Source organism: Pseudomonas congelans (assembly GCF_900103225.1).
Classification (GTDB): Bacteria; Pseudomonadota; Gammaproteobacteria; order Pseudomonadales; family Pseudomonadaceae; genus Aquipseudomonas; species Aquipseudomonas congelans.
In genome coordinates this window covers 394,169-418,335 of sequence record NZ_FNJH01000003.1, presented here as the reverse complement: position 1 = coordinate 418,335, position 24,167 = coordinate 394,169, and the positions used below count along the sequence as shown (strand labels likewise).

Below are 24,167 nucleotides of genomic sequence, written 5' to 3'. Positions count from 1 at the left end.
TCAAACCGCCATTGGCACGGTAAAGCGGAACTCGCTGCCCTCGCCCACCCGGCTTTGCGCAGCCAGTTCACCACCGTGGGCCTTGATGATGCCTTGCGAGATGTACAGACCCAGGCCAGTGCCGGTCGGGTTGCCTTCCTTGACGGTCCAGTAGCGTTCGAAGATGTGTGGCAACTGCTCGGGAGGGATGCCCTCGCCGGAGTCCCGCACGGTGAACACGATTTCAGTGCCATTGGACATTGCCGCCACACCGATCGTACCCATTTTCGGGGTGAACTTGATGGCGTTGCCGATCAGGTTGGACAGCACCTGGAAGAGACGCTCCGGATCGGCCTGGACCTTGAGGTCGGGCTCGGCGTTGAAGGAAATCTCGATGGACTTGTCCATCGCCAGCGGGGCCAGCAAGGTGTAGGCCTCCTCGAATATCTGGCTGACTTCCAGCGGCTGCGGCGTAATGGTGTAACGGCCCGCTTCGATTTTCGAGGTGTCGAGCAGGTCTTCCAGTAACACATTCATGCGGCTGGCCGCTTGCTGCATGGTATCGATTGCCGTGGAAATACGTCGCGACGTGTGCGGCCCATCGGAGCTGAACGACTTCTGCATCATTCCGCAGAGCATGGAAATGACCGTCATCGGATTACGCAAGTCGTGGGACACAACCGCTACCAGCTCATCGCGGGCGCGAACGGCCTGTTGCTCCCTGCGCACCTGACGGGCGAGGTCATTTTCCAGAGCGGAGCGGCGCAGGTCATTGGCGGCGAACACATCGCCATGACTCCACTTCGTCGCGATCCCGGTCATCTCGACCTTCCAGATTTCAAACGAGGTACGCGGCCGAAGGCGCATAACGCCTGCCGAACTCTCCATATCCAGTGGTTTTTTCGGATTACCGCTCCACTGGACCGTTTCCTTGACCTCGGGACGAAACCAGATAACGCCGTTGTCGACCGGCTTTGGCAGGCTCATCGCCAATACGCCGCTGGCAATTGGCTGATAAGCCTCGGCAGGCGGATAGACACTGGATAGATGATGACTGGCATACACTGGTTCGCCACCAGCGATCATCCAGGCATGCAGTGCACGTATGTCGGACGGCTCAGGGCAGATGCCGAAACAATGCGTTTGCCGGTCTTCGATGATGGCGACGCCGGTCGCGCCTACCAGATCCATTAATAACTGTGGTTGCTGCGCCAGACCATCGAAGACGTTTTCTTCAGACCCGGCCATCGCCAGATTCAATTGCTCGAGCGTTCTGACCTTCGCCTCTCGCTGACGGCTTATTTCCAGCGCTTCCATGGCGCTGATCTGCAGCGACAGCACCTGGCCTATCGCCTGGCAGGCGCTGCGCAGTTCATGGGACACGTACAACGGCGTGCGATTGCCGCAACTGATCAGCCCCCACAACTTGCCGCCCTGAATCAGCGACACACTCATGGATGACAGCACGCCCATGTTCTTCATGTACTGACAGTGGATCGGCGAAACACTGCGCAACGTCGAAAAGCTCAGGTCAAGCTGCTGCTGAGTGTCCGGGCGCAGTTGAGGCACCAAAGGCACCGGGGTGTAATCGGCATCGGGAATAATGCGCAGCCAATTGCGGCGATACAGTTCGCGTGCCTGCTCGGGAATGTCCGATGCCGGGAAGAACAACCCGTTGAAGAGCTCCATGCTTGGCGCCGAGGCTTCGGCGATCACCTGACCATGGCCTTCTTCTTCGAAACGGTAGATCAGCACGCGGTCATAACCGGTCATCTTCTGGACCTCGCGGACACTGACTTCATACAGGGTCTGCAGATCACTCGCAGCGTGCAGCTGGCGCAACATGCGCCCCATGTTGCCAGTGCGCTCGGAATAACTGACCGATTGCGTATCCTTGCCCTGAATTTCGAGTTCCAGAACCAGAACGCCCTGATGGCGATGCAACAAGGCTTCGAATTCGATGCCGTTGATCGACATCAGGAGGCGTTGCGCGTCGATGAACGAATCATGGGCACTGGCGCTTCTGATCACGTCGGCCCAGCCAGCGCCGAGCACACAGTCCAGCCCCTTGCCCAGCAACTGCTCGGGCACATGGCCCAGCAAATCCTGCACATTGGCACTGACTTGCAGGATCGTCAGTCCTGGCTCTTCAAGAGTAAACAGCAGGCCATGGGGTTGAATGGCCCCGGGAAACTGAATGGGCTCATCCGCACAATTGGCCAGAAGGACTTCAAAGGCATCTTTGTCGAGTTGGCTCATAACAGTACCTCTTGACCCTCGAGCCAGTGCTCGAAACATGCAAATGTGGAGTGCGCTGCAAAAGCGGCGGCATCAGTAAAGACAACTTCTCGCGGCACTTCGTCCAGATGATTAAGAAACGCCTTCCAACGAGGCCCTGTTCGGGCACCGTACACATCGAGAAAGGCCGTTCCACTTTGCTCATCCAGACCCAGGCGCCTGTTTATTTCGCGTCGCAACACCTGCCCGCCCAATGTCGCCCCTTCCAGTACATACATCACCCCCAGGCAAGCGCCGGGAGAATCAACAGCAGGCAGCTGCTGGCAGCGGGGCAATTGCCCGATATCGTGATCGGGCATCCCTAGCGCACGCAGATCCTCGACCAGCACAGGGGTTTTGACCCTTTCGGCAGGGATAAGCTCCGCAGGTATCAAGGCACTCGCATGCAGTATCGCTTCAAGCGGTGCATAAAAACCGTAGTAGGCCTGAAGCAGGCGAAGGTAAAGAGCGTGATCCAGAGCGGATGAAAAAAACGGCATGCGTTTTTCAAGCTTGACGTGCAACTGACTGGTTTCAGCACGTAGTGCATCAAGCAGTTTCGGCGGGGGAACACGTGGAAAACTTGCCGGCATCCAGGAAGGCTCTTGAGTGTGCAATGGGCAGAAAACGCATCCGAGCGAAAACAGGCCGCCAAAATACAGATTCAGAGCAAAATCTGACAGGTTTTTCCTGCGTTTGCGATGAAATACCGCAAGCCATAAAGAAAAACAGTCAGCGTTACAAAACGACGGTTTGCAACTGCCCGCAAAATACGCACTCAACTAAAAACGAGAGTCGAAAACCGAGCCCTATACGCGTTTGATGCGTGCGTGGTTCACAGAGGCAAGCACTTTAACATCATCTAATAACGATGCCATCCTCAAGCAAGCCACCGACTCGACCGGCGGCTCGCGTGATAGTCCTGAACAAGGCCAGCTCGCCTCATTAACGTACGTTCTGATACAGCATTATTCGCGAGGTTTCATGCAGACCGCGGGTGAGGTCACGCAGCCGTTCGAACTCTTGCGGGTTCTGTTCGGCGACGTTATCCAGCGGCGTGGGGGAAGACAGGTCGTGGAGCGTTGGCGAACTGCCGTCGTGCTCCATTTGCAGCAGGTAGTTGCGCGTGACACCGCCGATCAGGGGGAACGTGCCTTCGCGCAGCACCAGTGGCACCACTCGCTCACCTTCCGGAGCCGCCTGCTGAATGTCACGGCCCATGGTACCGCTGGTGAAGTCCATACCGGCCATCCCTGCCAGGGTCGGCAACAGGTCGGCTAGACCGACCGCTTCGTCGACAACCCTTGTGCCCAGCAGGCCGGGGGCGTGAATCAACAGCGGAACGTTGTTGCTCTCCAGGCCCAGTTGCTCGAACGCTGGCGCCATGTGCGGGATCTGGCTGATGCGCGTGTTGTGATCGCCAAACAGCACGAAGATGGTGTTTTCGTAGTAACCGCCCGCCTTCGCCAGTTCCATCAACCGACCGATATTGAAATCCAGCAGGCGCACTGCGTTGTACTGCTCCACGCTGCGTGAACCGGCGGCCTGGACCTGTTCCACGGTCTTGTCGCTGACCTGAAAACCGTCATTGTCCTTCGGAATGGTAAAAGGCCGGTGATTGCCCGCAGTCTGCACGTAGGCAAAGAACGGTTTGTCGGCTGGCAATGCACGCAGGATTCGGTCGCTCTCCTTGAACAGATCCAGGTCGGAAATCCCCCAGACATCCACCTGCGGTGACTTCCAGTCACGCTCGTCGTACAGCCGTACGTCGTCGATACTGCGACGGATCAAAGCGTTCATGTTGGCCCAACCGGAATTGCCACCAATCATGTACAGCTTCTCGTAACCCTTGAAGTCATTGATGATGGTGTTTTGCCGTGTGAGCAACGGATGACGCGTGGCGGTTTCCTGCCGAGTGACGTCGGGCACCCCGGTGATGCTCGCCCAGACCGTTTTGGCAGTGCCGGTAACCGGTACGTAAAAGTGCTTGAAGAACCAGCTTTGAGTGGCCAGATGGTCGAGGTTAGGCGTCGGGTTCAGCGGGTTGCCGTATGCGCCGACGGCACTGGTGCCCAGCGATTCGAGCATGACGAACATGACATTCGGCGGCCGCTCGCCCGGCAGCCGGTAGGGCTGCACGGTCTGGTGGCGTTTGAAACTCAACCCCTGCACGTCTGGCTGCCGGACGCCCAGATAACGCGCGACCTGCTCATAGTGCTTGCGCACCTCAGGCTCGTCGAAGTTCGACTGGGAGACCTTGAGCGTGTCGTACAGGAACAGCGCCGGGTTGAGCCCCAGAGCCGCCACCTGACTGTTACCGGAGAAGAATGCATCGCTCCAGCGCAACGGTACCGGGTTTTCCAGATTGAGATTCTCGACCCGGCCCAGCAGGCCAAGGAAGGTTGCACAGACCATCAGGACCGACCCCCAGACCACGGACCAGCGTTTGATCGGTCTGGCCTCACGGTCCAGGGTGGCACGTTCAAGCCTGATCAACGCCCAGCCGAGCGCCGCGACAGTGAGCAGCCAGCCGACAGTGATCCACAGCACTGGATAGGTCTGCCAGAGCATGTCCCGGGAAATCTGCGCATCCTCCAGGTAGCGCAGCACGCTGGCGTTAAGCCTGACCCCGAGATAGGCGTAATGGCCGAAATCGACGATATGAATCATCGTCAGAATCGCCAGCGCGACGATCAGATAGCCTCGCGCCAGCCAGCGCAAGGCACGCACGCTGATCAGGTTCCAGCACGGCAACCAGAGCAGCACCGCGACCGGCAGCAGTATCAGCAGCGCCAGGCGCAAGTCGAAGCGCAAACCGATGCCCAGCGTCTGAGCGACCTCGTCATGCGTGAACAGCGTGCCCGGTTCGATGCCGGAAAACCCGTAGAAGAACACGCCCCTCAGCAACGCCGACAGCAGGAACACCAACATGACCGCGCCCAGCCAATAATGCAGGCGTCGCGATTGCAACCAACTCATCGTCATTCCTCTAGACATTGCCGACAGACAGAGCGGCCGGACGGCGCGCCTCCATTGCCCGGCGATAAACAAAACGGACAGCCAAAACCAGCAAGGCCCCACAACAGTAAAGGCCAAGCAGCGGGTCGATCAGGTAATCCCAATAATTTTCCGAGGGCTTTATGCGGAAAGTGAAGGCCAGCGTCGCCGCGCTGAGCATCACTGCGGCCAGTGCATTGCGCATCAGGACCAGCCCCAGCGCGATGACAGCGACAATGATGATCATCGGCCGCGGGTTGTAGCCCCAGCGGTACGGATCGAAATACGTCAGGCCCAGCGTGGCCGGGTACAGGGTCAGTGCCAGCGCAGCGAACACCAACAGCACCACCCCGCGCCTGGACGCTGCCAGCGGCTGGAGCACACCCAATCGCTGCAGGGTCAGCCAGCCCAGCAGCGCCAGACTGCTGATGGCCAGGTCATCGGTCAGGCTGCGCGCATAGGATGCCATCGACAGCCCGTCGATCGAGATCACACTCAATACCGAGACCGCGGCCAGCAGGCCGCAGCGCCACCATAACGATGCGGTCAAGGGCGCCAACAGTACAAACAGGGTCCAGGCAAACGCTAGATGAGCCAATCCCAACGCGATCATAAAAGTTGCTCCGCCAGCCAGGCCTCGTTGAAGCTGACATGCTTGATGAAGGTGTTATTCCATGAGTAGACCAGGTGATACAGGCCGTCCGGGCTGCGGATGAAGTACGGGTATTCGTATTCGAAGTCGCAGCCCTGGGGCGAGCAGACGCGCTGGTCCAGATTGCTCAGAAAGGCCTCTTCCATCGGTTGACGCAGGGCGCCACTGGAACTGCGGAAGCCCTCGCCGATCACCTCCTTGTACGCCTCAAGGGTAAACGGCGTGCCCAGCGGATCGGGCGACTTGTCGAAATCCATCAATGGCCGCCAGACGTTCATCTCCTCGTCAGTACCGTACAGGCTGAGCTTGAAACGCCCCTCGCGCAGGTCATTGAGCGCCACCAGCAGCCCCTTGCCCGGCACACCAACCGCAGCCAGCGAAGAATTGGGGTTGCTCGGGGTCAACGGATACGGCTCGCTCCAGCTCTGCCCGCCGTCTTCGGTGCGGCTGGCCAGCACCCGGTGGAACGTCTCGCCGGCATAGCGCAACAAGGCCACGGCGCGCTGTCCATCCAGGGGCACGACGGTGGGCTGCAGGGAATTGTTGCCACGGCTGATGCGAAACTTGTCGATCACTTCACCGTCGGCGCTCAGGTACAGGTATTCGGCAAACTTGCCGAGAAACTCGTGATAGACCGGCAGGCCGATCGAACCGTCGGCATGAAACACCGGCGCGCCGCGTACCAGCGTACTGATGTTCAGAAACGGCGTTGTCACCAGTTGCCACGGCGGCGACCAGTTGGCCCCCATGTCGCTGGAGACCATGGCGTTGACCGTGCTGCCCGCCCAGCCGCCGACCGAAACTGAAACGTAGAACAGCCACAGGCGATTGTCCGGAGCCAGGGCGATCACCGGATTGCCCAGTTTGCGGATGTATTTGCCAGTGCCCGACTGGGTGGACTCGCGGGTTGCCAGCACCTGCTCGCCGCCCCACTCACCACTGGCCGCATCGAAGCGCGAGGTACGTATTTCAACGTCGCCCGCCCCTTCGCGAGAGCCGGCGAACCACACCGACATCAGGTCGCCACCGGGCAACGCCGTCACGGCTGAGGAATGCACGAAGTCGTCCAGGTCGGAGGACGCGAAACGCGAAATATAGGACGCCTTGGGCGCCACGCTCTCAGCGCCAACCGGCGCTGCACTGACCGCAAAGGGCGCAATACGGTGCTGTGGATGACTGAGCCACGCACTGAGAAAAATCGCCACAACAATCAAGCCTGCGCTCCATGCAGTCAGGTTTCGGGAAATAACAGGCATCGGGAGGCATCACTGTGAAAAGGAACAAGGGTGTGGTTTCAGCGATGGCGATCTTCGGGCAACGGACGTCGTTTGCCGGTCAGCATCGACAAGGGCAGGTTGTCACGCACCTGAAAGCTTTCGAAGATGGCGGCGGCCATGTGCAGCACCACCAGGGCACACAATGTGTTGGCGAGAATTTCATGGATGTCCTGCGGCCAGTCGGCGCCCCACAAGGCATCGACTTCTTCCATCAGAAAACCGGTCAGGCCCATACCGAAGATCAGCACCATCATTAGTACCATGACCAGCGCGCCGAGCGGGGAATGGCCGAGCCGATGTATCGGCCGCCGATCGATCAGCGAGCGGATGTGTGCACGCAGGCGCGCCGGATTTGGCCAGAAATCGCTCCAGCGTGCGCTGCCCGGCCCGATGAATCCCCACACCACTCGCACCGCCAGCCAGGCAACCGCGTAATAGCCCAGCCAGATGTGCCAGTCGCCACCTGCTTCATTGAAGAAATAATTGGCAACAAAAACACCCGCGATCGAGACGTGAAACAGCCTGACCAGCGGGTCCCACAGGCGCAGGGAAACACGGTTCATTACTTGATCTCGGTCTTCACCGCTTTACCCGTCACCGGATCGTGGTAGATCTCGACCTTGCGCTTGTCCTTGTCGAAGCCATAGATTTCGTAGCAGTTGCCGTCAGTCACCTTGAACTTGCTGATCTCGTAACCCTGAGCCTTGAGCTGCTCCTGGAATTTGGCCTGATCCTGCCATTGGGACTTTTCAGCCGTGGTGCATTGCGGCCCGGCAAGTGCCAGCGGGCTGGCAAGACACAGGGAAATCAGCAGGACTTTACGCATGACAGATACTCGCAAGCAGTTAAGGAGCGCCTACTGTGCGAAACGAATCTTAGGAAAAGCTTAATACGTAACAGCTCGTAACATCTTCCCGGACACGCGGCACTTCGCGCTGCTGCCTGCTGACGGCATCATGGCGCCCTTCTTCCCCACACTCACCGGTCAAACCCTATGCGCCTGCTTCTCGTCGAGGATGATCGAGCCATTGGTCAAGGCATCCGCGTGGCCCTGAATACCGAGGGCTACACCCTCGACTGGCTGGAGGACGGGCTGAGCGCGCTGCACGCCCTGCGCAGCGAGCCATTCGACCTGTTGCTGCTCGACCTCGGGCTGCCGCGCATGGATGGCCTGGACCTGCTGCGCCAGTTGCGCGCCGAAGCACTCACCCTGCCGGTGCTGATCCTGACCGCGCGCGACGGGACTGCCGACCGTATTGCCGGTCTGGATGCCGGTGCAGACGACTACCTGATCAAGCCATTCGACGTCGATGAACTGAAAGCCCGGGTCCGCGCCCTGCTCAGGCGCAGCCAGGGCCGTGCGCAACCGCTGCTGGAACACGCAGGCATCAGCCTCGACCCGGCGTCGCAACAGGTCAGCTTCCAGGGCAGCGAAGTACCGATGACGCCGATGGAGTACCAGTTGCTGCATCAACTGATGATCCGCCCCGGCAAGGTGGTCACCCGCGAGCGCTTGTCCAATACCCTGTACGGCTGGCAGGACAAGGTCGAAAGCAACACGCTGGAGGTGCTGATTCACAACCTGCGCAAGAAGCTGTCCACCGAGCTAATCCGCACCGTGCGCGGCGTCGGCTACCTGCTGGAGCTCAAGGCATGACTTCGGTACGCGCGCGCATTCTGGTCCCGGTACTGATGCTGTTGCTGCTCGGCGACCTGACGATCAGCCTGCTCGCCCTGCGCGACAGCCATCACGAAATCGAAGAAGTCTACGATGCACAGCTGGCCCAGAGCGCGCGCCTGCTGCAAGGTGTACTGCGTCAGCGCGCAGCGGGCGAACAGGACCTCGACAAGCTGTACCAGGCGTTCGATCAGGCCATGAGCCGGGTCGGCACCAGTGGCGTGGCCCATCCCTACGAAACCCGGCTGACCTTTCAGGTCTGGCGAACCTCGGGCGAACTGCTGGTACGCTCGGCCGAAGCTCCTCTGCTCAGTGCACCTCCGGCAACCGAAGGCTCCCATGACCTGATCGAGAACGGGCACGAGTGGTGCGGCTTTCTCCTCGCCGATCCACAGCAGGGTTTTCTGATCTGGGTGGGTGAGCGCGATGATGTGCGCCAGGACCTGATTCAGCGCATTGTCAGTCACACGCTGTGGCCAACGCTGATCGGTGTGCCGCTGCTGGTGGTCGCGATCTGGCTGGCTATCGGCTGGGGCCTGCGCCCGCTGCAAGCGATGGCCAGAGTCATCCGCAAGCGCGATGCCGAAAGCCTCGAACCGCTTGATGTGACGCCACTGCCCAAAGAACTGGAGCCCATGCAGTACGCGCTCAACCGCCTGCTGACCCAGATCGAGAGTGTGCTGGAGCGCGAGCGACGCTTCATCGCCGACGCTGCCCACGAACTGCGCACGCCGCTGACCATCCTGCGCATCCACGCGCAGAACGCGCGCCAGGCCGAAACCCCGGAGCAACGTCTGGAGGCACTGGATTTCCTCGTGCATGGCGTCGATCGCGCCGCGCGCCTGGCCAGTCAGTTATTGACCATGGCACGCCTGGAGCCGCGCCTTGAAGTCAGCCAGTTACAGACGTTCGAGTTGAACACGCTGGTACGCGAGGAAATGGCCGAACTCACGCCGCTGGCACTGGAGAAGCGCGTCGATCTGGTGTTTGAGGAAGGCGAGGATTGCATGATCCGCAGCGACCCGGCAGCCATCACCATTGCCCTGCAGAACCTGCTGACCAATGCGCTGAATTTCGCCCCGACCGCCAGCGAGATTCGCGTCGCCCTGCATGCCCAGGAAGATGGCAGCGCGCACCTGTCAGTCGAAGACGCAGGGCCAGGTATCGACGAGCAGCAGAAGGCGCGCCTGTTCGAACGCTTCTACAGTCAGGGCCACAGCAATGGCGCAGGGCTGGGGCTGGCGATCGTCGACATGATCGTGCGCAAACTGGAAAGCAGCCTGCACCTGCGCAACTCGGCGCAGGGCGGACTGTGTGCAGAGCTGCGCATCAAGAGCAGAACAGGCTGACCCCGCTCGGCTCAAAGCACCACGCGCAGGCATTGCCCGGCGTGATACAGGGTGAAACCCGTGTCGTAAGCCAGGCTACGCAGCGAACTGCTCGAGACCTTCTTGCCGCTTGAAAAACTCATCGGCAACGCAGTTGCATCGTTAGTCAGCAGGTAATCGGCAAAGCATTTGCCAACCAGTGTCCCGGTGGTAACCCCGCGACCATTGAAACCGGTCGCCGCCAGCAAGCCTGGCGCAGGTTCGAACAGGCGCAGCAAGTGGTCCGGCGTAAAGCCGATGCGCCCGGTCCAGGTGCTCTGCCACTCGACCCGGCCCAGTTGCGGGAAGTAATGCTGCTGGACGCGATCCGCCCACTGACGAATGAACCACAGCGGATAATTGCCGGCGTTACCCAGGCTGCCCAGCAGCAAGCGCCCATGAGCATCGCGACGAATGTTGCTGAGCACCGTGCGCGTGTCCCACGAACCCTGCCCGCCGCGCAGAATCTGCGCCTGCTCGGCACCGCTGAGTGGCTGCGAAGCGACCTGATAATAGTAACCCGTGAATATGTGATCCTTGATATCGGTCCACTCGCCTTCGGTGTAGGCATTGGAGGCGATGATCACTTTCTCGGCGCGCACACTGCCTGCCGCAGTAGAGACCTTCCAGCCGTCAGCGGTGCGTTGCAAGCCGTTGACAGGAGAATTGCCGAACACGTGCCCACCCTGCGCCACCACGTTGAGCGCCATGCCCGAGACATAGGCCATCGGGTTCACCGTGCCGGCGCGGTGATCAAGCAAGGCGCCGCTGACCTTGTCGGTGCCACAGGCGTCTTCGCAGGGTTTGCCGGTCAGCAATTCGACGTTGGCACCGCGCCGCTGCCACTGTGCGGCGCGGCTGCGCAAGTCGGCCAGGCCCTTGGCGTTATGCGCCATGTGCAGGTTGCCGGTGCGGGTGTCCTGGCAATCGATGCGGTACTTGTCGATGGTCGCGAACACCAGTGCCGGTGCCGCGCCCAATGCGCTATTCAGTCGGCTGGCCTCGACGCTGCCCAGTACTTTGTCCAGCTCATCGGGCGCCACCCAGGTCCCGGCATTCACCAGACCGACGTTGCGTCCGGAACCGCCATGCCCGACCTGGTGCGCTTCGACCACGCACACCGACTTGCCGCCTTCCAGCAAGCGCAACGCCGCCGACAGACCGGTGAAACCGGCGCCGATGATGCACACGTCGGCGCTCCGCTCACCACTAAGGGCCGAGCTGACCGGACGTTGCGGAGTCAATTGTTCCCACAGACAGCCTTCAGCAAACTGCACCATCGAAAAACTCCAGCAATGTCGGTAGTAAGCGCCCGCTTCAAATCAGTCGAAAACGATGCCCTGAGCCAGCGGCAATTCGCGAGAGTAGTTGACGGTGTTGGTCTGCCGGCGCATGTAGGCGCGCCACGAATCGGAGCCGGACTCGCGACCGCCACCAGTTTCCTTCTCGCCGCCAAATGCCCCGCCGATTTCCGCACCGCTGGTGCCGATATTGACGTTGGCGATGCCACAATCGCTGCCCGCTGCGCTCTGGAAAGCTTCGGCCTCGCGCAGATCCGTCGTGAAAATGCACGACGACAGGCCTTGCGGTACTTCGTTGTTCAGGCGCAAGGCCTCTTCGAAGTCGTCGTAGGCCAGCACGTAGAGAATCGGCGCGAAGGTTTCGTGACGCACGACTTCGCTCTGGCCAGGCATTTCGGCAATGGCCGGCGTGACGTAATAGCCGTTCGGGTATTTGTCCTGCAACTGACGCTCGCCACCGAACACCTGCCCGCCTTCGTCACGAGCCTTGGTCAGCGCGTTCTGCATGGCCGAAAAGGCTTGCTGGTCGATCAGCGGGCCGATCAGATTGCCTTCACGCGGATCACCGACGCGCACCTTGGCGTAGGCTGCCTTGACGCGGGCGACCACTTCGTCCTTGATCGAACGATGCACAATCAGGCGGCGCAACGTGGTGCAGCGCTGACCGGCGGTGCCTACCGCACTGAACAGAATGCCGCGCACGGCCAGGTCCAGATCGGCGCTCGGGGCCAGAATCATCGCGTTATTGCCGCCCAGTTCCAGAATGCTACGCCCGAAACGGGCGGCAACACGCGGACCGACTTCACGGCCCATGCGGGTGCTGCCGGTAGCGCTGATCAGTGGCACGCGAGGGTCATCGACCAGCGCTTCACCGGCGTCACGGTCACCGATCACCAATTGCGCCAGCGCTGCGGGCGCATCACCGAAAATCTTCAGCGCCTTGTCGAACAGCGCCTGACAGGCCAGGGCCGTCAGCGGAGTCTTTTCCGAAGGCTTCCAGATCACCGGGTTGCCGCAGACCAGCGCCAGTGTGGTGTTCCAGGCCCAGACCGCAACCGGGAAGTTGAACGCACTGATCACGCCAACCACACCCAGCGGGTGCCAGGTTTCGCGCATGTGATGACCGGGCCGCTCGGAGGCGATGGTCAGACCGTACAGCTGGCGCGACAGACCGACGGCGAAGTCGCAGATGTCGATCATTTCCTGCACTTCACCCAGACCTTCCTGAGTGATCTTGCCGGCCTCGACCGACACCAGTTCGCCCAGATCAGCCTTGTGCTCACGCAGCACTTCACCAAAGATCCGCACCAGCTCGCCACGCCGTGGGGCCGGTACTGTGCGCCACGTCAGAAACGCGCTGTGGGCGCTGTCGATACGCGCCACGACCTGGGCCTTGTCTTCAAGCGTGACCGAGGCAATCCGGCTGCCATCAATCGGGGTGTAGACCGGATAGTCCCCTTGAGTGTGGGCACTGCTCGCCACGCCCAGACGTGCTAATAACTCGGCAACCATGTTGATTCTCCTGTCATGAACCACGGTGGAAATCATCGATGGCCTGAGTATCAAGCCACTCGGGGCCTGGCTACAAACGACGTTTTTGAAAAACATGATTCCTTTTAGGAATGAACTTCTGGCCATTAACAGCCAGGAAGGCCATTACATCGGGAATTATTGGAATGACCCGGTGATTTTATTTCGTTTGCGAGCGTTGCCCGATGTTTGTTTGGATAAGGCCATGATGATCACCCGGAGTCAGGGCCAGGCCGATGAGCGAACACATCAGCGAATCCATTTCGTTTGTCCACAACATGACGCTGTCTCACGGCCGCAATGCCGAAGTCTGGGACACCGCCGGCAAGCGCTACATCGACTTTGTCGGCGGCATCGGGGTGCTCAATCTGGGGCACTGCAACCCGCAGGTGGTCACGGCCATTCAGGATCAGGCGGCAAAGCTCACCCACTATTGCTTCAACGCCACGCCTCACGACCCGTATATCCGCTTCATGCAGCAGCTCACGCAATTCGTGCCGGTCAGTTACCCCCTCAGCGGCATGCTCACCAACAGCGGTGCGGAGGCGGCCGAAAATGCGCTGAAGATCGTGCGTGGTGCCACCGGCCGCACGGCAGTCATCGCGTTCGACGGTGGCTTTCATGGCCGAACGCTGGCGACCCTGAATCTCAATGGCAAGGTGGCGCCCTATAAACAGAAAGTCGGTGTGCTGCCCGGTCCGGTCTTTCACATCCCGTTCCCCAGCAAGGACAACGGCGTGTCCACCGAGCAGGCACTCAAGGCCATGGACCGGCTGTTCAGCGTCGAGATTGACGTCAACGACGTGGGCTGCATCATCTTCGAACCGGTCCAGGGCGAAGGCGGTTTTCTGGCAATGCAGCCGGACTTTGCTCAGGCCTTGCGAGCGTTCTGCGATAAACACGGCATCGTGTTGATCGCTGATGAAATCCAGTCCGGCTTCGGCCGTACCGGACAGCGTTTTGCGTTCAGTCGTCTGGGCTTCGAGCCGGATCTTATTCTGCTGGGCAAAAGTATTGCGGGCGGCATCCCGCTGGGTGCCGTGGTAGGTCGCAAGCAGTTGCTGGACAACCTGCCCAAGGGTGGCCTGGGCGGCACGTATTCCGGCAACCCGATTGGCTGCGCAGCGGGCCTCGCGTCACTGGCGCAGATGACCGATGCCAACCTGTCCAGTTGGGGCGAGCAGCAGGAACACGCCATCGTTTCACGCTATGAAGCCTGGCATGCAAGCAGCCTGTCACCGTACCTGGGCAGGCTGACCGGTGTTGGCTGCATGCGCGGTATCGAATTGATCACGCCAGAGGGCGAACCCGGCACCCGGCAGCTCGCCGAGCTGCTGAGCTCAGCCAGGGACGCCGGGCTGCTGCTAATGCCCAGCGGCAAGTCGCGGCACATTATCCGCCTGCTGATCCCGCTGACCATCGAGCCCGACGTGCTGCACGAAGGACTGGATATTTTCGAGCGCTGCCTGGCGGCGCTGGCTTGAACCTGTACGGAGAAAACACCCTGATGAGCACAGCACGCTTTGCCGACCCGGATCAGATCCGCGCGGGCTTTTCTCGCGCCATGTCGCAGATGTACAAGCACGAAGTGCCGCTGTACGGCACGCTGATGGCGCTGGTGAGTGAGGTCAACGAACAGGTCATGAGCCATGACAGCCGTGTGCTGGACAGCTTGCGCCAGACCGGTGAAATCCAGCGTCTGGACATGGAACGGCACGGTGCAATTCGCGTCGGCACCGCACAGGAACTGGCCACCCTCGCCCGCCTGTTTGCGGTCATGGGCATGCAGCCGGTGGGTTACTACGACCTGAGCGCAGCCGGTGTGCCGGTTCACTCCACCGCCTTTCGCGCCGTGCATGAGCAGGCGCTGCAAGTCAGTCCGTTTCGCGTGTTTACCTCATTGCTGCGCCTGGAATTGATCGAAAGCGACAGCCTGCGTGAGTTCGCCAGTCAGGTGCTGGGCAAACGCAGTATCTTCACGCCCGGCGCCCTGGCGTTGATCGAGAAGCATGAAGCAGACGGCGGCTTGAGCGAAGCCGATGCGGCCGAGTTCATTCAGCAGGCGCTGGAAACCTTTCGCTGGCACAACACGGCGACCGTTTCGCTGGACGACTACCAGAAGCTCAACACTCAGCATCGCCTGATCGCTGATGTGGTGGCGTTTCGAGGCCCGCACATCAACCATCTGACGCCACGCACGCTGGACATCGATGCGGTTCAGGCCGGCATGCCCGGCAAAGGCATTACACCCAAGGCAGTAGTCGAAGGACCGCCGCGTCGTCAGTGCCCGATTCTGCTGCGCCAGACCAGCTTCAAGGCGCTGGAAGAACCGATTGCTTTCATGGGTCAGGGGGGCGCTCAGTCGGGCAGCCACTCGGCACGCTTCGGCGAGATCGAACAACGTGGCGCTGCACTGACGCCCAAAGGCCGCGAGCTGTATGACCGGCTGCTGAACGAGGCCCGCGACGCGCTGGGCGAGTTCCCCAATGAGGCCAATGCCCTACGCTATGCCGGGCTGCTGGAAAAGACGTTCGAGGCGTTTCCGGACAGCCACGCTGAAATGCGCAGGCAGGGCCTGGCCTACTTCCGCTATTTCCCGACCGAATCCGGTATTGCCGCGCGTGCATCCGGCAGCCTGGAGCAGCGTGTCGAAGCTGGCCATGTGCGCTTCGAACCACTGGTGTACGAAGACTTTTTGCCGGTCAGTGCGGCAGGCATCTTCCAGTCCAACCTGGGCGATAACGCCCAGACGCACTACGCGACGACTTCGAATCAGCAGGATTTCGAACGAGCGCTGGGCCGCGAGACGCTCAACGAACTGGACCTGTATGCCGATACCCAACGGCGCTCACTGGAGGAATGCGCCAGGGTGCTGGAGCTGAGCAGTCCCGGCTACTAGCTGCATGCCTGCGCAGGGCGTCGGCACGATAGCCAAACCCCTAGAGCACGTCAGCAGCTACATGCCTGCGCGGAGCATAAGCACGATAGCCAACTAGTGGGAGCGAGCTTGCTCGCGAAGACGATGTTTCAGACGATGCATTTTTGGCGCCCATACCGACTCTTTCGCGAACAAGTTCGCTCCTACGGCCTTTGGCCAGAATCAAAAGCGCATTTGTGCATAAGGATGAACGCTCTGCGTGGGAATGCAGTTCTCGACGCTCTGCGTCGCAAGAGGACGCAGAGCGTCCGGAACGGCATACCGACGCTGAGCGTCGGCACGATAGTCATCTTGCCTCGCAGAGCCCTCAAGATCGGACGCCCTGCGTCACATTCCCGGGGCGTTCTGTGTTCTGTTTAAGGCAACGATAAATAAAATTCGCAATATTGGTGTGTAACCTCGCGCTATGCATACTGCGATTGCGTGTGGACAGCAAAGTGCCGTATTCAAAGGCTCATCCCTTCAAATAACGCACCCTGTGATCCCCTTGCAAAGGCTCGAAGCAGCCTGGGTCCGGATCACATTCAGACCTCATAAAAATACCTGGCCGGATAACGGTCTCCATGACTTCATGGACTTTTCAACGCTGCCCTGGCGCTTCACCGCGCCGACCTGAAAAACAGAATAACGATTGATAAGGCCTGAAAAAGGCCATTCAGCAGGCAAGGGGATCATCATGCAAAACTCACACGCTGCAGTGTCGGGTGACAATCAGGCCGTTTCATCGACGGTGAAACTGTATGTCTGGGCCGCCATTATCCTCGTCATTGCCGAAATGATCGGTGCCATCAGTATTCCGCTGGGCCCCGGCAAGGTGGTGCTGTTGCCGATGGTGTGGGCGCTGCTGCTGGGCGCGATGATCGGCCTTGCCAGTCGCCGTCTGCCGGGCACCATCGGCATCGACCACGGTACGCAATTGCGCTCGGCCTCCATCCTGCAACCTGCCCTGCTGCTTTTCATCGCCAAGCTCGGCCTGGTCGTCGGCGGCTCGCTGCCGGTGGTGTTCGCCTCCGGGTGGGCGCTGATGTTTCAAGAGTTCGGCCACTTCGTCGGCACCGTGATGCTCGGTCTGCCGGTTGCGCTGATGCTCGGCATCAAGCGCGAAGCCATCGGTGCGACCTTCTCGGTCGGTCGTGAGCCCAGCCTGGCAATCATCGGCGAGCGCTATGGCATGGATTCTCCGGAAGGTCGCGGCGTATTGGCCGAGTACCTGACCGGCACCCTGTTCGGCGCGCTGTTCATTGCGATTGTCGCCGGGTTTATCGCCAGCCTGGGGATCTTCCATCCCAACTCGCTGGCCATGGGTTCAGGCATCGGCTCGGGCAGTATGATGGCCGCCGCTGCCGGGGCCATTGCCGCGCAACAGACACCGGAAGTCGCCAAGGAAGTCATGACCCTGGCGGCGGCATCGAACCTGATCACCACCACCATCGGCACCTACTTCACCCTGTTCATCTCACTGCCACTGGCGGTCTGGGGCTATCGTGTGCTCGAGCCGCTGATCGGCCGCACCACCAAGGCGTCCATGAGCGAGGAAGGCCTGCGCCAGAGCGACGTGTCGCTGGAGGTGCCGGAATTGGGCTGGTCGGGCAAGATCAGTGCCTGGCTGGCGGCGGGTGCACTGGCACTGATTGCCAACTATGTCGGCTACAAGACACTGTCAGGCGATGCCTTCACCGGCATGGGCATCATGATTTTCTGTGCCTTCGTGGGTGAGGTGTTTTGCAACCTGCTTCGCCGCAAGATCCCTGCGGTGTGCATGGTGTCGCTGGTGGCAATGTTCCTGACCTCGCCAGCTTGCCCCTGGGCCGCCGAGATTGCGCGGATCACCAGCTCGATCAACCTGCTGGCGGTCATTACTCCGATGCTGACCTTCGCCGGTCTGTCGATTGCCAAGGACCTCCCGGCCTTCCGCCGCCTGGGCTGGCGGATTGTGCTGGTATCGTTCCTAGCCAACTTCGGTACGTTCATCGGTGCGGTATTGATCGCCGAGCTGTTCCATTGATCCGCACCGTCTGATTCGCCGCGAGTCAGCCCAGCGCCTCGTTCACCAGCCAGTCATGCACTGCGCGACGTGACGGGGTGCTGAGCGCACCTTCGCGATAGGCCAGCACGTATTTCTTCCTGGCCTTGATCGGATGGCCGAAAGGCACGATCAGCAAGCCCTGCTCCAGCTCATCGGTAATCAGCGCCTTGCGCGCAATGGCCACGCCCATGCCCATGCGCGCCGCGTCGATGGTCAGGTGATTACGGTTGAACGTGTGGCCGCGACGCACGTCGATGCCATCGGCACCGATGGCCGTCAGGTAGAACTCCCACTCTGCATATTCATAGCTGCCGCGCCAGGCGGTGATGTCGTGCAGCAACGGAAAGTGCACCAGCTGACTGGGCGTATCCAACGGTGGCTTGCCCACCAGCAGGTCTGGCGAGCAGACCGCGAACAGCTCCTCCTCCAGCAAGGGCGTAGTCGACAACCCCGGATAGCTGCCGTCGTTCAGGTCGATGGCCAGATCGAAATCGTCATCACGCAACGACCCGCTGCTGTCCTCGGCAATGATCCGCAACTGGATATCCGGAAACGCCGCCTGCAAGCGTGGCAGGCGCGGCATCAGCCATTTGCTCAGGAATGACGGGATACAACGCAGCTTGAACACCCCGCCGATACGCCCGGAGTACAGCAGGCGCAGCTCTTCGCTGATACGGCTCTGCACTTCGTTGGCGACCACCGCCAGACGCTGACCCTCAGCGGTCAGCTCAAGCCCGCGCCCGACCCGGTGAAACAGCGCAAAGCCCAGGCGCTCTTCGAGCTGGCGCATCTGCTGACTGATCGCGCCGGGGGTGACGTGCAATTCTTCCGCGCAGCGGGTGAAGGACAGGTGACGGGCCGCGCAGGCGAACACCTGTAGCCAGGCGTGCATCTGTGCGTTGAAGATTCTGCTCATTGAAGAGTTCCGCTAAAGCGTTGCATAGCAACAATCGTTTGTCGTTTCGACAGCCGAAGCCAAAGATGAGTAACAGAAAAAGGGGAATACCAAATTCCCGTGCATCATCTCACCTGAAGGACCTTCGTGATGGCTATCAGCGTCTTCGACATGTTCAAAATCGGCATCGGGCCGTCCAGCTCCCACACCGTCGGGCCAATGCGCGCCGGTGCGCTGTTCGTGACCGAGCTGCGCAACCAGAACCGCTTGCACAGCGTAGAACGGCTCGAGGTGCGATTGTACGGATCTCTGTCGGCCACGGGCATTGGTCACGGCAGCGATCGCGCGACAGTCATGGGCCTGATGGGTGAGTGGCCTGACCAGATCGACCCTAGCCAGGTCAACCAGCGCATCGAGGCGTTGCGTGCCGATAACCAACTGATGCTGGCGGGCGAACAGGCCATCACCTTCGTCTGGGAGCGGGACATGTGCCTGCTCGATGAAAGCCTCCCCTACCACCCCAATGGCATGACCCTGTGTGCCTACGGCAAGAACGGCGAACTCTACGAGCAGACCTACTATTCGGTGGGCGGCGGTTTTGTGATCGACGCCGAACAGGCCGCCAGTGGCGTGCTGGACAACGATACAACCGTCCTGCCCTATGATTTTTTCAGCGGCGCGCAGTTACTGAGGCTGTGCAAGACCCACGGCATGAGCATTTCCGAACTGATGATGGCCAACGAAAAGGTCTGGCGCAGCGAGGAAGAAATCCGCGAGAAAATCATGGTGATCTGGGCCGCGATGCGCGCCTGCGTCGACAAGGGCCTGGTGGAAACCGGCATCCTGCCCGGTGGCCTGAACGTGCGGCGGCGTGCCTACCGCCTGCATCAGAACCTGCAGAACCTGGATAACCCCAACGTGATCGGCTCGACCCTGAGTGCCATGGAATGGGTCAACCTGTTCGCCCTTGCGGTCAACGAAGAAAACGCCGCAGGCGGGCGCATGGTGACAGCGCCCACCAATGGCGCAGCTGGCATCGTGCCCGCCGTGCTGCATTACTTCATGAAATTCAAACCCACGGCCAATGACGACGACGTGGTGCGGTTTTTCCTGAGCGCTGCTGCGGTCGGCATTCTGTGCAAGAAAAACGCCTCGATTTCCGGTGCCGAAGTCGGTTGTCAGGGTGAGGTAGGATCGGCATGCGCAATGGCCGCCGCCGGTCTGGCGGAGATCCTCGGCGCGACGCCCGAGCAGGTGGAGAATGCCGCGGAGATCGGCCTGGAGCATAATCTGGGCCTGACCTGCGACCCGGTCGGCGGGCTGGTGCAGATCCCCTGCATCGAGCGCAATGCGATTGCTGCCGTGAAGGCCATCAATGCCGCCCAGATGGCCCTGCGCGGTGACGGCGAGCACCACATCTCGCTGGACCACGCCATCCGCACCATGCGCGACACCGGCGCCGACATGCACGACAAATACAAGGAAACCTCACGCGGCGGGCTGGCAGTCAATCTGATCGAGTGCTGACAGGCACTCATCGGCGTCGCGACGTATTCGAGAGCGTCAGGGACGGTACATTTCCTGCGGATGTACCGTCCTTTTCGCGAACCGGTTAGCTCTATGGCCTACGGCCAGAATCAAAGGCTGGCGTAAGCGCGCGAGCCATTCAAGCCACCGGCAAACACTGCTCCACCAGCGAGGTCCACACCGCGACACCGGGTTCGATGACCTGGTCGTTGAAGTCGTAGTAAGGGTTGTGCAACGCCGCCGACGGCTTCTCGCCGTCGACGCCCATCCAGATGTAGGCTCCCGGACAGGCGTGCAGCATGAAGGCGAAGTCTTCGGAGGCCATCGACGGGTTACAGCCCCACTGCACGTTGGCCTCGCCCACTGCAGCGACCGCTGCACGACGGATCGTGGCTGCTGCTTCGACGTGGTTTTCGGTCACCGGGTAGCCGACGTTGTAGACCAGCTCGCCGCGCACGCCGAAGGCCGTCGGCATACACTCGACGAACTCGCCGATCAGGCGCTGAACCTTTTCCCGCACAGGGGTTTGCAGGCAACGCACGGTGCCACGCAGCGTGGCGGTTTCCGGGATCACGTTGATCGCCTCGCCGGCATTGAACTGAGTGATGCTGACCACCGCCGAATCGAGTGGCGACAGGCGCCGGGAGACGATGGTTTGCAGCCCCAGGACCAGTTCGGCCGCGGCCACGATCGGATCGTTGCCCTTGTCCGGCATGGCTGCGTGGCTGCCCTTGCCGGTCAGGATGATTTCAAAAGTGTCGAGCGACGCCATCATCGGCCCCGGATTGATCACCACCTTGCCCGCAGGCACACCCGGCCAGTTGTGCAGGCCGTAGATGGCTTCCATCGGAAAGCGCTCGAACAGCCCGTCTTCGATCATTCGCTGTGCGCCGCCGAGGTTCTCCTCGGCAGGCTGGAAGACGAAATGCACCGTACCGCGAAAGCGCCGAGTCTCGGCCAGATGCCTGGCGGTAGCCAGCAGGATCGCGGTATGGCCATCGTGACCGCAGGCGTGCATGCAGCCCTTGTGGGTCGACTTGTGAACGCTGTCGCCCAGCTCCTGAATCGGCAAGGCATCCATGTCGGCACGCAGGCCGATGGTCGGGCCATCGCCGTTACGCAGGGTGCCGACCACGCCAGTGCCGCCCAGACCACGGTGAATCTCGATGCCGAAACTGCTCAGCAGCTCTGCCACCTTGTCGGAGGTCTTCAGCTCCTGGAACCCCAGTTCCGGCGCGGCGTGAAGGGTGCGGCGCCACACGGTTGCTTCGTCAATCAACGTCTTTGAAATGGACATGTGCTTACTCCAGACTCGCGCCGTAGCCAAAGCTGGCGGCTGGCTTGGCGGCGGTTTCGACCCAGACGCTTTTCACTTCACTGTACTCGCGCAGGGCATCCAGACCGGAAGACCGGCCATAACCACTCTCACCATAGCCGCCGAACGGCGAACTGACGTGAATAGTCTTGTAACCGTTGACCCAGAAGGTCCCGGCCCGCACTTGTCTGGCAACGCGGTGAGCGCGGCCGACATCGCGGGTCCAGACACCACCGGCCAGGCCGAAACGGCTGTCGTTGGCGATGCGGATCGCGTCCTCTTCGTCCTTGAACGGAATCGCCACCACCACCGGGCCGAAGATCTCTTCCTGCGCGCAGTACAGCGCGTTGGTGCCCGCCAGAACGGTCGGGTTGATGTAGTAACCGGGTTTTTCCGGGATCGGATCAGCGTGCTCGCCCACCAGCTTCGCGCCATCTTTGAGCGCCTGCTCGACCATGTTTTTCACATGGCTGTATTGCTTGGCGTTGTTGATCGGGCCGATCTGGGTTTCCGGATCGCTCGGATCACCGACCTTGAACTGCGTCGCAGCCACCGCCAGGGCATTGGTGAACTTCTCGAAGATCGACTCCTGCACCAGCAGGCGTGAACCGGAAACGCAGCTCTGCCCGGCTCCGGAAAAGATTGCAGCCTGGGCACCGCGCAAGGCGACTTCCAGATCGGCGTCGTCGAACACGATGTTGGCCGACTTGCCACCCAGTTCCAGCACCGCAGGAATGCAGCGCTGCGCTGCCGCCACGGCGATATGCCGGCCAGTGGCTGGCGAGCCGACGAACACCACCTTGCGAATGTCAGCCTTGGCAATGAACGCTTGGCCGATGGAGTGACCAAAACCGGCAATCACATTGACCAGCCCTTTCGGCACGCCGGCACGCTCGATCAGCACGCCGACCATCAGCGAGCTGAGCGGGGTCAGCTCCGACGGCTTGAGAATGACCGCGTTGCCCGCTGCAATCGCCGGGGCGATCTGCCAGCCGCAGGTGAAGATCGGCGCATTCCAGGGCGTGATCTGCAACACCGTACCCAGCGGTTCATAGGTCACGTAGTTCAGGTGCGTGGTCGGCACCGGGATGATTTCGCCATGCAGCTTGTCCGCCCAACCGGCGTAATACTCGAACATCTCGGCCACTTTGAGCACTTCGACACGGGCATCGCGGATCGGCTTGTTGGCGGTCAGGGATTCGATCTGCGCGAGGTTTTCCAGCTCGTCACGAATCAGATTGCCCACCTGATACATGGCGCGGCCGCGCGCTTGAGCGGTCAGCGCCCACCATTGTTGTTGCGCAGCCTTCGCCGCCTTGTCGGCCACATCGACCAACGACTCGTCGGCGTCCGGGAAACTCAGCAGCAGGCTGTCGTCATGAGCATTGCGCACTTCGACGGGCGCGCCGTGGCCTTCGATGAACTGGCCGCCGACGTAGCTGGCGATGACACTGCGATCGCCCCAGTAAGGACGCATCAGTTCGAGGATTTTTGCAGTGCTCATCGCTTATTCTCCATGACCGTAAAGTTTGCCATCGGTGCGTTGCACGATGGCGCAGAAGTCTTCGTTGTCCGCCAGGGTTTCACTGCTGGCCTGCCACAACTGCGCGACGACGCGTGACAGCGGCAGGTCCATGTCGAGGCTGTCTGCCAGATCGCTGGCCAGGCCGACGTCCTTGCGCATCAGGCCCATGGTGAAACCGGAGTCATACGCCTTGTTGAGTACCCAGGTCGGGAACATGACCTGCGTGGCACCGCTGCGTCCGGAGCCGGCATTCAGGCCCTGCAGGAGCTTTTCCGGATCGACCCCTGCACGCGCGGCCATCGCCACGGCCTCGGCAGTGCTGATCAGGTGACAGGCGGCGAGCATGTTGTTGGCGATCTTGGCGACGTTGCCCGCGCCACATCGCCCGACGTGCACGCGTGTCCCGCTCATGCCTTCCAGAACCGGCATGGCGCGCGCCAGGTCAGCGTCCTCGGCACCGATCACCATCGACATGGTGCCGGTGGCTGCGCCTTTCGGTCCGCCAGACACCGGCGCGTCGATGAATGCGATACCGTTCTTCGCCAGTTCGGCGGCGACCTTGCGGCTCATTTCCGGCGTTGACGTCGTGGTATCGACGACGATCAGGCCCTTGCGACCCACCTCATTGATGCCACCCGCGCCGAGGCACACCGACTCCACGTGCTCGGCCTTGGGCAGCGAGAGGATCAGAATGTCCACGCCTTGAATCAGCTGTGTGCGGTCGGCAACCGGCTTGACGCCCTTGCTTTCGGCCTGGGCCAGCGCGGCCTGCGACAGGTCGAAGCCGCTGACATCAAAGCCCTTGCCCGCCAGCGTGGCAGCCATGCCGCCGCCCATGTTGCCCAATCCGATCACACCTGCTTTCAAAGTCATGTCTGCATCC

General features: G+C 61.0%; 20 protein-coding genes. 6 read left to right on the top strand and 14 right to left on the bottom strand.

Going from position 1 to position 24,167, the window contains the following annotated elements; translation table 11 throughout:
* The 7 genes from BLR20_RS13260 to BLR20_RS13230 form a co-directional block, all read right to left on the bottom strand.
* Entirely contained in the window at positions 1–2,238 is a 2,238-nt protein-coding gene (locus BLR20_RS13260) for an ATP-binding protein (protein WP_010435022.1), read from the bottom strand.
* Positions 2,235–2,849 (bottom strand): biliverdin-producing heme oxygenase, encoded by a 615-nt coding sequence (locus tag BLR20_RS13255; RefSeq protein WP_010435020.1) that lies wholly within the window; start codon positions 2,847–2,849, stop codon positions 2,235–2,237. The genes BLR20_RS13260 and BLR20_RS13255 overlap by 4 nt, the downstream gene beginning before the upstream one ends.
* A gap of 352 nt (positions 2,850–3,201) precedes the next feature.
* Positions 3,202–5,235 (bottom strand): LTA synthase family protein, encoded by a 2,034-nt coding sequence (locus tag BLR20_RS13250; RefSeq protein ID WP_032614715.1) that lies wholly within the window; start codon positions 5,233–5,235, stop codon positions 3,202–3,204.
* Between the two features lie 10 nt (positions 5,236–5,245).
* Positions 5,246–5,866: a hypothetical protein gene (locus tag BLR20_RS13245; RefSeq protein WP_032614716.1), complete on the bottom strand. Its 621-nt coding sequence runs from the start codon at positions 5,864–5,866 to the stop codon at positions 5,246–5,248.
* Positions 5,863–7,161 carry a sialidase family protein gene (locus BLR20_RS13240; protein ID WP_054993231.1) on the bottom strand — a complete coding sequence of 433 codons (1,299 nt, stop codon included), beginning with the start codon at positions 7,159–7,161 and terminating at the stop codon, positions 5,863–5,865. Before BLR20_RS13240 ends, BLR20_RS13245 begins: the two co-directional genes overlap by 4 nt.
* Before the next feature lie 38 nt (positions 7,162–7,199).
* The gene (locus tag BLR20_RS13235; RefSeq protein ID WP_054993232.1) at positions 7,200–7,745 is read right to left on the bottom strand and encodes a cytochrome b/b6 domain-containing protein; all 546 of its coding nucleotides are present in this window, start codon (positions 7,743–7,745) and stop codon (positions 7,200–7,202) included.
* On the bottom strand, positions 7,745–8,008 hold the full coding sequence (locus BLR20_RS13230) for a PepSY domain-containing protein (RefSeq protein WP_010435011.1): 264 nt from the start codon (positions 8,006–8,008) through the stop codon (positions 7,745–7,747). Before BLR20_RS13230 ends, BLR20_RS13235 begins: the two co-directional genes overlap by 1 nt.
* Before the next feature lie 168 nt (positions 8,009–8,176).
* Here BLR20_RS13230 and BLR20_RS13225 point away from each other — a divergent pair, with 168 nt between their 5' ends.
* Both BLR20_RS13225 and BLR20_RS13220 read left to right on the top strand, forming a co-directional pair.
* The gene (locus BLR20_RS13225) at positions 8,177–8,839 is read left to right on the top strand and encodes a response regulator (RefSeq protein ID WP_003349281.1); all 663 of its coding nucleotides are present in this window, start codon (positions 8,177–8,179) and stop codon (positions 8,837–8,839) included.
* Positions 8,836–10,209, top strand: coding sequence for a sensor histidine kinase (locus BLR20_RS13220; protein ID WP_032614719.1), 1,374 nt, complete (start codon positions 8,836–8,838; stop codon positions 10,207–10,209). Before BLR20_RS13225 ends, BLR20_RS13220 begins: the two co-directional genes overlap by 4 nt.
* Before the next feature lie 11 nt (positions 10,210–10,220).
* Here the strand turns inward: BLR20_RS13220 and amaA are convergent, their stop codons facing one another.
* Together amaA and amaB are read right to left on the bottom strand one after the other, a co-directional pair.
* A complete protein-coding gene (gene amaA / locus BLR20_RS13215; RefSeq protein WP_054993233.1) occupies positions 10,221–11,507 on the bottom strand; it encodes an L-pipecolate oxidase in 1,287 nt (428 codons plus the stop codon).
* A gap of 42 nt (positions 11,508–11,549) precedes the next feature.
* The gene (gene amaB, locus BLR20_RS13210) at positions 11,550–13,040 is read right to left on the bottom strand and encodes an L-piperidine-6-carboxylate dehydrogenase (protein ID WP_010435004.1); all 1,491 of its coding nucleotides are present in this window, start codon (positions 13,038–13,040) and stop codon (positions 11,550–11,552) included.
* Positions 13,041–13,294: 254 nt separating this feature from the next.
* Here amaB and BLR20_RS13205 point away from each other — a divergent pair, with 254 nt between their 5' ends.
* Together BLR20_RS13205 and hglS are read left to right on the top strand one after the other, a co-directional pair.
* A complete protein-coding gene (locus tag BLR20_RS13205; protein ID WP_054993234.1) occupies positions 13,295–14,542 on the top strand; it encodes a 2-aminoadipate transaminase in 1,248 nt (415 codons plus the stop codon).
* Positions 14,543–14,565: 23 nt separating this feature from the next.
* Positions 14,566–15,957, top strand: coding sequence for a 2-oxoadipate dioxygenase/decarboxylase HglS (hglS, locus tag BLR20_RS13200; RefSeq protein WP_054993242.1), 1,392 nt, complete (start codon positions 14,566–14,568; stop codon positions 15,955–15,957).
* A 570-nt stretch (positions 15,958–16,527) separates the two neighbouring features.
* Here the strand turns inward: hglS and BLR20_RS27790 are convergent.
* Positions 16,528–16,674, bottom strand: coding sequence for a hypothetical protein (locus BLR20_RS27790; RefSeq protein WP_154284840.1), 147 nt, complete (start codon positions 16,672–16,674; stop codon positions 16,528–16,530).
* On the opposite strand from BLR20_RS27790, the gene BLR20_RS13190 reads away from it, so the two are divergent.
* Positions 16,673–18,001: a DUF3100 domain-containing protein gene (locus tag BLR20_RS13190; protein WP_054993235.1), complete on the top strand. Its 1,329-nt coding sequence runs from the start codon at positions 16,673–16,675 to the stop codon at positions 17,999–18,001. The genes BLR20_RS27790 and BLR20_RS13190 overlap by 2 nt on opposite strands.
* 25 nt (positions 18,002–18,026) lie before the next feature.
* Here the strand turns inward: BLR20_RS13190 and BLR20_RS13185 are convergent, their stop codons facing one another.
* Positions 18,027–18,938: a LysR substrate-binding domain-containing protein gene (locus tag BLR20_RS13185; protein WP_003314779.1), complete on the bottom strand. Its 912-nt coding sequence runs from the start codon at positions 18,936–18,938 to the stop codon at positions 18,027–18,029.
* Between the two features lie 129 nt (positions 18,939–19,067).
* Here BLR20_RS13185 and BLR20_RS13180 point away from each other — a divergent pair, with 129 nt between their 5' ends.
* Complete coding sequence (locus BLR20_RS13180; RefSeq protein WP_054993236.1) at positions 19,068–20,444, top strand: L-serine ammonia-lyase; 1,377 nt, start codon at positions 19,068–19,070, stop codon at positions 20,442–20,444.
* Between the two features lie 139 nt (positions 20,445–20,583).
* Here BLR20_RS13180 and BLR20_RS13175 read toward each other — a convergent pair whose 3' ends face one another.
* Genes BLR20_RS13175 through BLR20_RS13165 form a run of 3 tightly spaced genes read right to left on the bottom strand, consistent with a single transcriptional unit; the run spans position 20,584 to position 24,157 of the window.
* Positions 20,584–21,741, bottom strand: coding sequence for a M20 aminoacylase family protein (locus BLR20_RS13175; protein ID WP_054993237.1), 1,158 nt, complete (start codon positions 21,739–21,741; stop codon positions 20,584–20,586).
* Between the two features lie 4 nt (positions 21,742–21,745).
* Positions 21,746–23,263 (bottom strand): aldehyde dehydrogenase family protein, encoded by a 1,518-nt coding sequence (locus BLR20_RS13170; RefSeq protein WP_010434990.1) that lies wholly within the window; start codon positions 23,261–23,263, stop codon positions 21,746–21,748.
* A 3-nt stretch (positions 23,264–23,266) separates the two neighbouring features.
* Positions 23,267–24,157 carry an NAD(P)-dependent oxidoreductase gene (locus tag BLR20_RS13165; protein WP_054993238.1) on the bottom strand — a complete coding sequence of 297 codons (891 nt, stop codon included), beginning with the start codon at positions 24,155–24,157 and terminating at the stop codon, positions 23,267–23,269.
* Between the last annotated feature and the right edge of the window lie 10 nt (positions 24,158–24,167).

What these genes read in the sequence shown, in the direction of transcription:
- BLR20_RS13230 (WP_010435011.1), bottom strand. Translation starts at nt 8,008, where the DNA reads ATGCGTAAAGTCCTGCTGATTTCCCTGTGTCTTGCCAGCCCGCTGGCA.
- BLR20_RS27790 (WP_154284840.1), bottom strand. Translation starts at nt 16,674, where the DNA reads ATGATGATCCCCTTGCCTGCTGAATGGCCTTTTTCAGGCCTTATCAAT.
- BLR20_RS13235 (WP_054993232.1), bottom strand. Translation starts at nt 7,745, where the DNA reads ATGAACCGTGTTTCCCTGCGCCTGTGGGACCCGCTGGTCAGGCTGTTT.
- amaB (WP_010435004.1), bottom strand. Translation starts at nt 13,040, where the DNA reads ATGGTTGCCGAGTTATTAGCACGTCTGGGCGTGGCGAGCAGTGCCCAC.
- BLR20_RS13220 (WP_032614719.1), top strand. Translation starts at nt 8,836, where the DNA reads ATGACTTCGGTACGCGCGCGCATTCTGGTCCCGGTACTGATGCTGTTG.
- BLR20_RS13205 (WP_054993234.1), top strand. Translation starts at nt 13,295, where the DNA reads ATGAGCGAACACATCAGCGAATCCATTTCGTTTGTCCACAACATGACG.
- BLR20_RS13240 (WP_054993231.1), bottom strand. Translation starts at nt 7,161, where the DNA reads ATGCCTGTTATTTCCCGAAACCTGACTGCATGGAGCGCAGGCTTGATT.
- BLR20_RS13170 (WP_010434990.1), bottom strand. Translation starts at nt 23,263, where the DNA reads ATGAGCACTGCAAAAATCCTCGAACTGATGCGTCCTTACTGGGGCGAT.
- BLR20_RS13225 (WP_003349281.1), top strand. Translation starts at nt 8,177, where the DNA reads ATGCGCCTGCTTCTCGTCGAGGATGATCGAGCCATTGGTCAAGGCATC.
- amaA (WP_054993233.1), bottom strand. Translation starts at nt 11,507, where the DNA reads ATGGTGCAGTTTGCTGAAGGCTGTCTGTGGGAACAATTGACTCCGCAA.
- BLR20_RS13185 (WP_003314779.1), bottom strand. Translation starts at nt 18,938, where the DNA reads ATGAGCAGAATCTTCAACGCACAGATGCACGCCTGGCTACAGGTGTTC.
- BLR20_RS13180 (WP_054993236.1), top strand. Translation starts at nt 19,068, where the DNA reads ATGGCTATCAGCGTCTTCGACATGTTCAAAATCGGCATCGGGCCGTCC.
- BLR20_RS13190 (WP_054993235.1), top strand. Translation starts at nt 16,673, where the DNA reads ATGCAAAACTCACACGCTGCAGTGTCGGGTGACAATCAGGCCGTTTCA.
- BLR20_RS13250 (WP_032614715.1), bottom strand. Translation starts at nt 5,235, where the DNA reads ATGAGTTGGTTGCAATCGCGACGCCTGCATTATTGGCTGGGCGCGGTC.
- BLR20_RS13245 (WP_032614716.1), bottom strand. Translation starts at nt 5,866, where the DNA reads ATGATCGCGTTGGGATTGGCTCATCTAGCGTTTGCCTGGACCCTGTTT.
- BLR20_RS13165 (WP_054993238.1), bottom strand. Translation starts at nt 24,157, where the DNA reads ATGACTTTGAAAGCAGGTGTGATCGGATTGGGCAACATGGGCGGCGGC.
- BLR20_RS13260 (WP_010435022.1), bottom strand. Translation starts at nt 2,238, where the DNA reads ATGAGCCAACTCGACAAAGATGCCTTTGAAGTCCTTCTGGCCAATTGT.
- BLR20_RS13255 (WP_010435020.1), bottom strand. Translation starts at nt 2,849, where the DNA reads ATGCCGGCAAGTTTTCCACGTGTTCCCCCGCCGAAACTGCTTGATGCA.
- BLR20_RS13175 (WP_054993237.1), bottom strand. Translation starts at nt 21,741, where the DNA reads ATGTCCATTTCAAAGACGTTGATTGACGAAGCAACCGTGTGGCGCCGC.
- hglS (WP_054993242.1), top strand. Translation starts at nt 14,566, where the DNA reads ATGAGCACAGCACGCTTTGCCGACCCGGATCAGATCCGCGCGGGCTTT.